Source organism: Lactobacillus sp. B4026 (assembly GCF_026535825.1).
In the GTDB taxonomy this organism is placed as follows: Bacteria; Bacillota; Bacilli; order Lactobacillales; family Lactobacillaceae; genus Lactobacillus; species Lactobacillus panisapium.
Window position 1 is genome coordinate 1 of the sequence record NZ_JAFNPD010000005.1, and the last position, 12,762, is coordinate 12,762.

10 protein-coding genes are annotated in these 12,762 nt (G+C 37.8%); all 10 read left to right on the forward strand.

The annotated features are described in order from the left end of the window. Positions 1–280 precede the first annotated feature (280 nt). The 10 genes from J3U69_RS05365 to J3U69_RS05410 all read left to right on the forward strand — a co-directional run bounded on the left by J3U69_RS05365 (position 281) and on the right by J3U69_RS05410 (position 12,742). The gene (locus J3U69_RS05365; RefSeq protein WP_267413312.1) at positions 281–736 is read left to right on the forward strand and encodes a PTS sugar transporter subunit IIA; all 456 of its coding nucleotides are present in this window, start codon (positions 281–283) and stop codon (positions 734–736) included. A gap of 21 nt (positions 737–757) precedes the next feature. After that, positions 758–2,155 carry a PTS galactitol transporter subunit IIC gene (locus J3U69_RS05370; protein WP_267413313.1) on the forward strand — a complete coding sequence of 466 codons (1,398 nt, stop codon included), beginning with the start codon at positions 758–760 and terminating at the stop codon, positions 2,153–2,155. 34 nt (positions 2,156–2,189) lie between these two features. Continuing rightward, a complete protein-coding gene (locus J3U69_RS05375; protein WP_103752936.1) occupies positions 2,190–2,480 on the forward strand; it encodes a PTS sugar transporter subunit IIB in 291 nt (96 codons plus the stop codon). Between the two features lie 102 nt (positions 2,481–2,582). Further along, entirely contained in the window at positions 2,583–4,637 is a 2,055-nt protein-coding gene (locus J3U69_RS05380) for a BglG family transcription antiterminator (protein WP_267413314.1), read from the forward strand. Positions 4,638–4,998: 361 nt separating this feature from the next. Then, positions 4,999–6,438, forward strand: a complete 1,440-nt coding sequence (locus J3U69_RS05385) for an MFS transporter (protein WP_267413315.1) — start codon at positions 4,999–5,001, stop codon at positions 6,436–6,438. 249 nt (positions 6,439–6,687) lie between these two features. Further along, a complete protein-coding gene (locus J3U69_RS05390; protein ID WP_220220187.1) occupies positions 6,688–6,975 on the forward strand; it encodes a type II toxin-antitoxin system HicB family antitoxin in 288 nt (95 codons plus the stop codon). Positions 6,976–7,320: 345 nt separating this feature from the next. After that, a complete protein-coding gene (locus tag J3U69_RS05395; protein WP_267413316.1) occupies positions 7,321–7,887 on the forward strand; it encodes an aldose epimerase in 567 nt (188 codons plus the stop codon). Between the two features lie 106 nt (positions 7,888–7,993). Further along, on the forward strand, positions 7,994–9,109 hold the full coding sequence (locus J3U69_RS05400; protein ID WP_267413317.1) for an LCP family protein: 1,116 nt from the start codon (positions 7,994–7,996) through the stop codon (positions 9,107–9,109). After that, on the forward strand, positions 9,109–9,726 hold the full coding sequence (locus J3U69_RS05405) for a glycerol-3-phosphate acyltransferase (protein WP_220220184.1): 618 nt from the start codon (positions 9,109–9,111) through the stop codon (positions 9,724–9,726). The genes J3U69_RS05400 and J3U69_RS05405 overlap by 1 nt, the downstream gene beginning before the upstream one ends. A gap of 40 nt (positions 9,727–9,766) precedes the next feature. Further along, positions 9,767–12,742, forward strand: coding sequence for an LTA synthase family protein (locus J3U69_RS05410; protein WP_267413318.1), 2,976 nt, complete (start codon positions 9,767–9,769; stop codon positions 12,740–12,742). The last annotated feature ends 20 nt before the right edge of the window (positions 12,743–12,762 follow it).

The following is a 12,762-nucleotide window of genomic DNA, read 5'->3' on the forward strand; positions in this document are numbered from 1 at the left end:
AGGCTTAACTCCGATTCAATATCGGAATCAAGCCTTAAGTAAAATGATATAAAACTAACGTCCAGTTTTAGGGGTTAGCTTCAATTAGATGTGATTTTTTATTTTGGCGAAATTTATTCTAAATATGGTCTGAATATAGTCTGAGAAAAGCACGTAATTTATCACCAACTTTTGCTAGTGCATTAGTTGCACCGAATTTTACCGGCACCAGAGACTTATCACGGAAAAGTGGTAATGATTAAATTAACGGTGAAATGACCTAAAGAATGGAGGTGAATTAATGGAACTTTTAAGTTCAGATTTAGTTTTTGCGCATCTTAAAGTAAATAATGCTACTGAAGCCCTTCATTTTCTGGCGGGTCAGCTAAAAAAACAAGGAAAGGTTAAGGCTGATTTCGAGCAAGCAGTTCTTAAGCGTGAGCAGATTCATCCAACAGGTCTGCCCAGTGGCAAGATTGCAGTTGCGATTCCCCATACTGATGTTCAGTATGTTAAAGAGGCGGCAATTACGTTTGCGACGCTGGCAAGACCGGTAGCCTTTCATAATATGGCGGTTACTGCCGAAACGGTCAATGTTCAGATTATTGTTATGCTGGCGCTCAAAAATCCGCATAGTCAGGTTAAAATACTGCAAAAATTAATGGCATTGTTTCAAGACCAAGAACTTTTGCAGCGGTTAGAGAAAATGACGGATCAACAGAAACTATACGAAGCTGTATCTGAATATATTAGGTAAGAAGATTGGGAGGAATTATTTATGAAACCGGTAATTGATTTCATTATGTATATTGTTGGCTTAGGGCCTACCGTCCTAATTCCAATAATTATGTTAATCTTTGGACTTTGCGTGCGAGTGCCTTTTACTAAAGCGTTACGTGGTGGTTTGATGGTCGGCATTGGCTTTATCGGTCTGAACGCCACCGTTTCAATTTTGACCGATGTAATGAATCCTGCGATTAAAAACATGATTCAAGTAATGCATTTGAACTTGCAGGTAATTGATGTCGGTTGGCCATCAGCCTCAGCGATTGCATACGGCACCGCAGTTGGTGTTAGTATGATTCCCTTGGGAATTGCCATTAACATTTTAATGCTGGTAACGAAAACTACGTCAACCATTGACGTGGATATCTGGGATTTTTGGCATTTTGCCTTTAGTGGCTCGTTAGTTTATGCCTTAACCAAAGATATCGTACTTAGTCTATTTTTAGCCAGTGTTAATATGATTGTAATCATGGTAACTGCTGACAGAACTGCACCATTATCGGAAAAATACTTGGGCTTACCGGGAATTTCCATTCCCCACGGCTATGCTGGTTCGTTTGTGCCAATTGCAGTTGTTTTTAACTGGTTAATTGATAAGATTCCGGGTATCAATAAAATCCATATGGATGCCAAGGATTTCAATAAGAAATTTGGCTCATGGGGAGAACCTACATTGCTTGGTTTTGCCATCGGCATTATCATTGGCATTCTTGCTTATGGCTTTATTCCAGGGATGTCCATTGCAACTAAGTTGGGCAAAATTATGTTAATGGGCGTTACTTTGTCAGCGGTGATGATTATTACACCAAAGATGGCTGCCTTGCTTTTGCAAGGAGTTGTTCCCGTATCTGATGCAATTCAGTCATTTACCCAGAAAAAATTTGCCGGTAAAAGAAAGATTTACATTGGAATGGACACTGCTGTCGGAATTGGTAGTCCAGTCGTCTTAGCCTGTGCCACTTTAATGATTCCAGTAGCATTGTTGTTTGCCTTTATTTTGCCAGGCAACCAGTTTCTACCAACGATTGGATTGGTCGGCTTTGTCTTCATGTTTCCACTGATAGTTTCAATCACCCACGGAGATTTCTTTAGATCATTTATTATCGGGGCCATTAATGTCATTATTGGTCTTTGGATCGGGACTAATTTGGCACCATTAATAACTAAGTGTGCCCGTGCAGCCCACTTTGCCATTCCAAAGGGTTCATCCCTCATTTCAAGTATTGATTACGGTTCTAACCCATATCCTTGGTTAATTGTTCAAATCGCACCTTATAAAATTGCGGCGTATGCAATTGGGATTGTGCTAATTGTTGGCTTATGCTGGTGGAATTGTAAAAAGATTACTGCAGAAGAAAAGGCAGCGGCTGCTAACCAAAACAAGAAATAGTTTTAATTATAAATAGTGATAAAGGAGAAAACAGATGAAAAAGATTTTAGTTGCATGTGGAGCTGGTGTTGTTACTAGCACATCAGCAATGAATAAGCTGCAAGAAGAACTAGCTAACAGGGGAATAGCGCAAGATGAATATACTTTAGGGCAATCTTCTGTGGCTCAGATTGAATCATTAGCTGGGGACTACGATTTAGTTATTACGACGACGCAATATGATAATGATGCGGTTAAAATTCCCGTCATTAATGGTTTGCCGCTTTTAACCAATATTGGGATTGACCAAGTTATTGATGAAGTAATCGATAAGTTAGATTTGTAATCTGAGGCTGTTAAATTCTTATACTACTGCATTTAAAGGGTGATTAATGTGACGGCAAGCAATTTTGCCAGTTTAACAAGAGCTCGGGAGTTATTAAACTATTTGGCAAAAGCACCTGGGTTTGTCAGTTTGAAAGAAATCTTAACCACTTTTAAAATCTCACGACGGACGGCTTTTAACTGGTTGAAAACAATTAATCAGCAGCTTCAAGCGCAAAAATTAGATCAAGTAGTTAATATTCCGCGTTACGGCTATAAACTAACTGACCGGACTAAGAAAAGTCTTACGCAAAAAATTGCGAAGGTGTCATCGCCGCAGATGGGTCATGAAACTATTTTAAATGCGCATGAGCGGCAAACTGAGATAATTTTATTACTGCTGGATCAAAAGCATTACCTGTCAATTAATCAATTAGCTAAGATGTTTCATTGCTCTCGCAATACCATTATTAAGGACTTTAAGGCTCTCAAACGGCATTTTCCGGCACTAAAAATCGGTAGTTCGCGTTTAGGACACCGTATTATTAGTGATGAAAACTCTATTCGGCTGACAGTTTATGAATTATTACTGCGGCAAGACAAACTCGTTTATGCTTTTATCAATCGCTTAAATTATTCGTTTTCTCAAGCCAAGGAATTGGTTATCAAGGCGCAGCAACAACTGCACATGAGCTTTTCTGAAAATTCGCTGCAGCAACTAACGTACCTGTTGTTGTTTACTAAGTGGCGGATCACGCACAATCAAACTATTGATAGAAGTGAAAACTGGCAGTGGATAGCTCAAAATACTAAAGATGTGTTGCCTACCTGTACCAAATTACTTGTTAAACTTGGTGGCAATAAGGAGTTAAAAGGAGAAATTGTTTTTCTCAGTAAAATTTTCTTGTGCTCCCAGGCAACAGAAGTTGATTGTATTAATAAAAATTTGTACCACGATATTAATAATATTGCTCAGGAAATAATCTTTCGCTACGAACAATTAACTGAACAGCAAATTTCGTACCGTGTGTTTACTAAGACTTTGTGTAATCATCTCTATGCAACCTTTTTCCGGGTAAAATTCGGTATCCCGTTTTCTTCCAGTGAGGTTGATGAGATTAAGTGGCAGTATCCCGTGTTAATCAAGTTTACGGCAATTGCTTGTGCTCCGTTAGAGCATTATTTACGGAAAAAATTACCTAGTGAAGAAGTTGCCTTGATTTGTCTTTATTTTGGTTCGGTCAATAATCGGGAATACCAGGAATTTACTGAAAGTGATAAGTTAAAACGGGCATTGCTTGCCGAAGTTTTAGTGGTTTGTTCGAGTGGAATTGGGACGTCAGCGATGCTATACCACGAGCTTAGTAAAACTTATCCGCTAATCAAATTTTCTTTACCGCTAGAAATTCGCGATTTGGCTAAAATTTTCCAACATAATTACCAGGCCAAACTGATTATTAGTACCACGACTTTGCCTAAGGGCAAATATCCCATTCCAGCCGTAAAGGTCAAAGCCGTTTTAACTAAGCATGACCAGACAATTATTGACAGTTTTTTGCGCCAGGAAGTTCCACGTAAACTCGAACATAATGCTAGCGCAGTAAACAGCTTGGTTTCCATTATTAATGAATATGCAGATGTAAAAGATGAAAAGGGCTTACGGCTTAGCTTGGATAAATTTATTTTTCCGGGTTTACAAAAAAATTATAAAGCAGACTTGCCTACGCTGAGCAATCTTTTACCGGCTAAACACATTAAAGTTTTGCAGAAAAAAGATCAACTCAAATGGCAGACGGTTTTAAAATGGGGGTGTAATTTACTTGAACAAGACGAAATCATCGACCAATTTTATTTTGAAAAAATTGTTCAATTGATTAATCGTTATGGTCCGTATATGTTGATTGCCAATAACATTTTTTTGGCCCATGCTGCCCCAAGTAATAGCAATAAGAAAGTTGGCTTATCATTAATCTTACTCGATCAGCCATTAGAAATTTGTTCACGTGGGGAATCTGCCTGGGTAACATGCATGTTTGTCCTTTCACCGGGAAAAGAAAAAGAGCACGAAAAAGCACTTGAACAACTTGTAGACATTGTAAGAAACCAGGAAAACATTAATCGTCTATTGAAGGCTAAGTCACCGCAGGAAGTGCGCCAATTCTTATTATCGTTTTACTAAATAATTAAAAAGCGTTCATTGCAAAATGAGCGCTTTTTAACTGGCAAATTTAGCATTACTCCCAGCTATTTTTAACCTAATCGGTAAATTTCTACCAGTCGACAACTCTTTGGGTCAAAAACTGCAACCTAATACCGGCTAAGTGTGAATTAGCTAAATTTATTTACCATTTTTTGGACAAAATTTAAAATAATAATGGTCTGAATTACCTACAGCCTCAAGGCTTTTACAGCTACTTATAAAAGTAAGCGGTCACATCATATAATGTGGCCGTATTTTTTCTTGGCACCTAAGAAAAAAAGTGTATAATTTAAATCATTAAGGTACCTAACTAAATTTGAAATTGAGAGGATTGGTAAGAATGACACAAACTTTGAGTTACCAAACTAACCAAAAGGTGCAAAAAAATAGATGGTGGATATTGGTGGCAGTTGGGTTATTTACCTTTATGTCAACGTTAGACGGAACAATTGTTAATATTGCATTACCGGTAATTAGTAATGACCTGCATATTCCAATGAGCCAGTCGGAATGGGTTGTTTCCTTATACCTGATAGTAGTCTGCAGTTTTATTCTGTTCTTTGGCAAACTGAGTGATCTTCACGGAAAAATCAAAATTTTCCGGTTGGGAGCAATTTTCTTTATTGCTGGTTCACTGTTATCAGGTTTAAGGATTAATCTAGTCTTTTTGCTGGCTGCCCGGGCATTGCAAGCGTTTGGTGCTGCAATGACGATGGCAACTAATAATGGGATTATCACCGAAATTTTCCCATCAACTGAACGCGGGAAGGCACTAGGAACTATTGGTTCATTTGTGGCCTTGGGTTCAATTGCCGGACCTGGCCTTGGCGGATTAATTTTAAGCCATCTTTCATGGTCATATATTTTCTGGCTAAATGTTCCAGTCGGTATTATTGCTGCTATTATTGGTGCAATTTACCTACCAAAAGACATTACCTTTACTAATGCACCGCTTGATAAAACTGGTTCATTCAGCTTTGCCTTGGGGATGGTTACCTTGTTTGGTGGCGTATTCTTAGGTCAGCAACTTGGCTTTACCGCAATGCCTGTTTTAGTTATGTTAATCGTTGGTATAGCTAGTTTTGTTTGGTTTGTTTATGTTGAAAATCATACAACTAATCCGTTGTTGCAATTCAACTTGTTTAAAAATCCTGATTTTTCAGTCAGCTTGTTGTGTGCATTATTAATCTTTATCACGAATTTCTTCTTTAATGTTGTTACGCCATTTTATCTTGAAAATGCCCTTCATTTGGCACCGAGCCAAGCAGGCGTAATTTTGATGATTTTACCAGTAGTTCAACTTTTTGCCGCACCAGTTGCCGGTACGCTTTCTGATAAGATTGGACCAAAATTAATTACCTTCATTGGGTTAGTACTACTCCTAATCAGTCAGATCGGTTACAGTCTGTGCAATCTGCACTCATCCATTTGGCTGTTCATTGTGAGCATCGCTATTATGGGGCTTGGTAGTGGTATCTTTAGTTCACCGAACAATTCTTTGGTAATGAGCTCTGTTGAACAAAAAGACCTTGGTGTTGCCGGCAGTATTAACTCCCTGTCACGTAATTTGGGAATGGTAATTGGTATTTCAAGTGCAACAACGATTTTATTTGCTGCAATGAGTCATGCTAAGGGTGCACGGGTTACCGCATATTTGCCTAAACAACCAGAAATTTTCATTTACGGCATGCATGTTGTCTTCATGATTTCAATGATTATTTGCCTCATAACTGTTATTTTAAGTGGTTGGCGCTTATTTAAAAAAGACGCACAAAAGTAATTGCTTTTTTTATTAAAAATATGCTAAAGAAAAAATGTTGGTGCAGAAATGCAGCAACATTTTTTGCGTTCGATTTAAAAATTAGTGTCCTAAGTGGATGGTATTCGCCTAGTTAACAAAATGGAAAATATCTAACAAAAAATAAGATAAACAATAATTTTTTCATAATTATTTCTTCTAAGCACTATTTTAGGTATATGATGGTATATAGGTAAAAATAAACCAAGCGAGATTGAGGAGGTTTGGTAGATGAGCCATAGAATTGTAACTTATCCAGCTATTTTTAAGCCCTTAGGAAATGATGTTTATGTAATTAATTTTCCTGATGTTAAAGGTGGAATTACTGAAGGCGAAGGTTTGCGCGAGTCAATGAAAATGGCTGCCGATACCTTAGCTAGCAGGTTGTATAATAAAGTTGAATTACCAAAATGCAGTAAAGAAAGCGAGATTCATCTTCCTGATGATGGTTCTTTTATTGCTCCAGTTTCAGCTGATTTAACTGAGGCCTCACGTGATCGAATTAATTATGAAATTTAGCTAAAAAAAGCACCCCAAATTATTGGGGTGCCCTTTTTATTAACTTGTTCCAAAAACTAATTATAATTCTCGGGAACAAACATATTATAGTATATTAAAGTGATTTTTGCTAATAATTTAGGCTATTTTCTTTAAAAAATAGGTTGTAAAAAATGGTGCCAAGTCAACGATTAGCGGTTATTTTCTTTTTTCTTCCATTATTAAGTGATTTTATAGTATAATCTTCTATCAATTAAATTTTCTTAATATTTGTTTTCGCTAGAAAATTGTTGGCTTTCGTGCCTGAATTGACATAAGTGCCATTTACGTGCTATTTTCTATGAGGGAGAAAGTTTGGAGTAAGCTATGCAAACAATAGAAAGTTCTATTCTGCGTGCTGCTGTTGATGAAAAGGATGCACAATTAGTTAATTTTGTATCACAACATGATCAAATTGATTATTTCAAAGATGGCGACTCACAGAAGAAGTTAGGGATTGCCTTTATGGGTGATGACCAAGGTGAAAATTGGGCTGAGCTCTTGCCTTGGACTGTTGTCGATAAAGGAGATGCACGGGTTAGTTTAGCTTTGATTGATGATAGTGCGAGCTATAAAAGGTTTCCGTATCATTTTGAAGCAATCTTGTCTTACATACTTGAAGGCAATCGCGTCGCAATTAAATACTATTTAAAAAACAATTCACATAAGGAGATGCCATTTTCCGTCTTATTTACTTTGCCAATCAGTAACGGTTGGACAGAAAGTGAAAATGTGAACGAAATTGAGTTAAGCAAAAAGGATGTAACAATTAAGCTTGCATCTACTAATTTTGACTTAGCAATTAAAAATAAGCAGATCGTTGCCATGCTTGATAAAGCTAAGCTTGACGGTGATAGTGACGTGGAGTTAACACTAACTCTTACATTAAGTTAAATAAATTAATGATTTTAATAAGATATTATAGACAAACCGACAGCGGTTTGTTTTTTTTGCTATAATGTACTCATTGTATGTAAAAATTGGGTAAATAAAAGAAAATATGGATCACAACGATAACCACCCGGCAAAGACGCGGGTTGAAGTGAATAAACGAAATTACAAAAAAAGACGGCATATTTTAGAGTTTTTCATCGGTCTGGCTTTAATTGCTGCTGTCTGCTACTCGTCTTATGTTTATCTTCGAACAAAGAACGCAGTTGATAATACCTATGACAGCAATAATCACGTCCAAATTAAAAAGGGCGAATTTGATGGTAAAAAGAAGTTCGCTGTCTTACTGATGGGGACAGATACGGGCGCGCTTGATCGTAAGGAAAAAATCGGCAATACGGATACAATCATCATCGCAGTTGTTAATCCGCAAAAAAAGCGGTACACATTAATGTCTGTTCCGCGTGATACAATGGCGCAAATGGCTGGTGCGGAGCAGTTTGAGATTGAAAAAATCAATGCTGCTTATCCTATTGGTGGTGCCAAAATGGCTATGAATAGTGTTTCGGAATTAGTTAATGTTCCCATTAAATACTATGCACTGGTTAACATGAAGGGAATCATGCGCCTAATTCGCTATGTTGGCGGGATTAATGTTCGGCCAACGCTTAGCTTTGAGTATGGTGGCTATATTTTTAAGAAAGGCCAGTTAACTCATATGGGTGGAGGCGGCGCCTTAGCCTATTCAAGAATGCGTTATGATGACCCTGAGGGAGATTACGGCCGACAAAAGCGGCAGCGTCAAGTTATCACGACTTTAATTAATAAGGCAGTTTCTTTAAATACGTTGCCGCAGCTAGACTCTGTTTTAACGTCTATTTCGGGTAATGTAAAAACGAACTTGCCTTTTGATGCTTTAAAGCAGATTGCCTTTAATTACCGTGGTTCGACTAAGAATGTCAAAAATGACTATTTACACGGGCATAATGCTACAATTGATGGTGCCTCTTACCAGGTACAATCGACTGCTGAATTGCAACGCGTTTCGAATTATTTACGCGCCGAATTAGGGCTTAAGTCGATGACAGTCAATAACAATGAAACTTACCAAAATAAACGCAACAAACGTCATGGTTTTAATTTTACCAATCCTGCAACGCAAGATTATAATATCTACAAAGATTATTTGAATCAGCAGGATCAACAGGAAGAAGGTGAAAATTAATGCCACGATTGTGGGCCACTCTAATTGGGTATGCTTTTGGTTGCTTGCTATTCGCCGTCTTAGTTTGTCGGCTGGGCTTGCATCAGGATCCCACCAAAGTTGGTTCGGGTAACCCGGGAACTGCAAATGTTGGTGCTGTTTTTGGTAAAAAATGGGGTATAATTACCTGCATTGGCGATATTGCCAAAACTGTTATTTGTTTGCTACTTGTACACCATCTTTTAGCAGAAAGAATTGCACTCGTATATGCAGGTCTTGGATTAGTTTTAGGCCACTGTTTTCCTTTTTGGGATCATTTTCAGGGCGGTAAAGGCGTGACTGTAGCTGTTTGGTTTGCAGCAATCTATGATGTTCGGGCTGCGGCTGTAACGCTACTGATTGCGCTAATACTAATGATTGTTTTAAAAAATCTGACGCTTCCGCCGCTAGTTTTTATTTTATTATTCAGCCTTTATGAATTAACTCAAGTTAAGGAAGCCGGCATCGTATTATTATTCATTACACTAATCATGACCTTTAAGTTTAGGCATGATCTAGTTGACTTTTTTACGGGTAAAGGCAAAAAAGTTGATGTTTTATACTCAATTAAGAAAAAATTGGGGATAAAAGTGCAATAATTGATAGCATCATTTTTTAGTGAGGACAGATACTAGAAACATGAATAAAAATAAAAAAACGTTAAAAGTTGTGCAGATTGTTTGTCTGCTAGCAGCTACACTTTTCATGCTGATCCAGATGTACAGCTTGAAGGGAATTGCTGCCCGTGCACATTATTCGTTTGTTCGCTTTATGCCGAATATGCTGCACAACGCAACGATCATGATTGTACCAATGGTCTTTGGTGCTGTTTATAGCAAGAAAAAGCAAAGCGTGAGCGAAAGCTTTAAGTATTGGCTGATGGCAATTGTCACGCTAATTGTTTATTACATTCTTTTCTTCATTAAGGTGCCTGGTCGCTTTAATATGTGGCGTGTGTTTGGGATGCTATTTCCAATTATCACTAGCACTTCCGTTTTATTTGCGGGTCTGTTTTTCAGTATGCTGGTGCAACCACGTCTTTATGATTTACAACACAAATTAACAGAAAAGCAAAATCTCTTAGTTTTAAGTATTCTAACCTTGCTAGGCTTTGCTTTGAGTGCGGGGAATTTGACATTCCAGTATTCATTGTATGGACTATACCTCATCTTATTTTTTGCTTGGGGGATGTTCTTAGCTAACGTTGAAATTAAGGGTAAGGTTTTAGTCCTTGCACTATTAAGTGGCTTAGTTTCGTTTTTTGTTGTAGTAATCGGCGTTTCTGGTTTTGATGCCGTTTATTGGTCACAAATCATTTCCGGCAACGGTGGTGGTGATTGGAATCGGGAATTTCTAAACAATCCGTCTTCGCCATTTATGTTTTTACTGGTAGTTGCTGCCTTTCTGCTTTTCAAGAAAGTAATCATGACTTTTAGTGAAAAGCAAATGCGTTACTTCATACCCGTAATTATGTTGATGGACGCACCGATTTCTAATCGGTTCATGAATGCTTTCCGTTTCACTGGCTCATCTATGATTAACAAGTTAATCATGATTGTTCTCATGGTTATTATTGCGATTATTTGGGATCAGTTACTGGAGCGGTACTTATTTAAGCTAAAGCCTTGTGCAAAAGTAATTGATTATTTAAACCATGAGTCCAGTTTAGCCAAGATCTGTGAAAAAGGTTGGCAAATATTTACCCGCTTTATTATTAGAAACCGGGTTAACTTGTTAACATGGGCCTGGTTTTATATCCTGAGTTTTGGCTCGTTTCTAATTGAGTCAGACAATCTGCGGATTCAAATCAGTACTGCTGCAACTATTAATGCGATTGTCTACTTGCTAGGCACGAAGTTCTTTGCCATCATTTTGACAACGATCTTTTTAGATGCTTTGTTCTCCATTTTTTACTTTATTACGACTAGGTATTGGACTTCCAATATGCTTGTCAGCTTAATTGCGATTGGTTGGGCAATTGCGAATAAGATTAAGCTTCTTCTTCGCGGGGAACCTATTTACCCAACTGAAATTAGTGAAATCGTTAACTGGAAGACACTTTTGCCGATGGTCGGCAAGAAGCTGGTTATCGTTATTTTGATAGCCATTGTCATTGTCATCGCACTTGATGTCTTCTTAGAACTTAAATTTACAGTCAAAAAACATGGTTCATGGAAAAAGCGTGGGATCTGGGCACTGATTAGTTTGCTCTTATTCATGACGCCACTTCGTTTTAACCATGATGGTGGGGTTATTTACCACATTAACCGTGGATTTGATAACCGGCAGAAATTTAGGAATCCTGAGCGGGATATTCAGGTTAATGGGCCAGTCTTAAACTTCTTGAACTACATTGATTTGCAGATTATGGATCAGCCTGCAACAGGCTATTCTGCTTCAACAATCAAGCAGCTAAATGACAAGTATTCTAAGGTAGCAAGTAGGATTAACAAAAACCGCAAGAACGATTTGCAAAAGCAAACAATTGTCTTTAACTTGAGTGAAAGTTTTGTTGATCCAAATACCTTCCCAACAATCAAATTTGAGCGTTCCGCTCCAAATCCAGTTAAATTTATTGAATCAATGAAGTCACGTTCTTCATATGGTACGATGCTTAGTGCTGGATACGGTGGTGGTACTGCCAACATGGAGTGGGAGACATTAACCGGACTGAATATGGGTCTATTTAAATCAACTTTGACACCATATGTTCAGGTTGTGCCAAATTATGACTTTTACCCAACAATTGGAATGAACTTTGATTACAAATCTGCTGTTCACCCATTTATTGGTACATACTATTCAAGACGTGAAGATTATCGCCGCTTTAAGTTCGATAAGTTTGTTTATGCCGGTTCCAAGTATAAGATTATTGACCAAAAGAAACTGGGCAAGAGTGGTTATAATTCCGACTTTACAACGTATGCAAATGGTTTACACCAAATTAATTCACGTAAGGGCGGCCAGTTTATTAACCTGATTTCAATTCAGAACCACATGCCTTATAACAATTGGTATCCGCATAACGAATACATGGGCAAGATTTCCGGTGATTTGTTTAACACCCCTGCTGTCCGTGAACAGATGGCAACATATGTCAAGGGGACGCAATACACTGATAAGGCGGTTAAACAATTTATCGGTCAGATTGATAAAATTAAGAAGCCGATTACCTTGGTCTTCTATGGTGACCACTACCCAAGCATTATTTCACAAAGTTATACTGCGAAATATCCGGTACAAATGCACTCAACTCGCTACTTTATTTATTCAAATAAATATGCGCGTGAACACGGTGCTAAGACGAGATTGCCACGGAAGGCGAATAACTTTGTCAGTTCCAGTGACTTTATTGCAATGATGTTGGAACAAACTGATTCAAAGGTAACGCCATACCAAGCACTCTTAACTGAGGTTCATAAGAAACTGCCTGCAATTACCATTAACTTTGATGGCGATAAGGGTTATGAGTTAATTGGTCGCAAGGGTCAAGTAATTGATCCAAAATATCTCACTAAGAAGCAACAAGAATTATTGTCCGACTATGAGACTATTCAGTATGATATGACTGCTGGTAAGGCTTATGGTTTGGGAATTAAAGGATTCTACAAGTAAAAACGGATATTGACTTATTA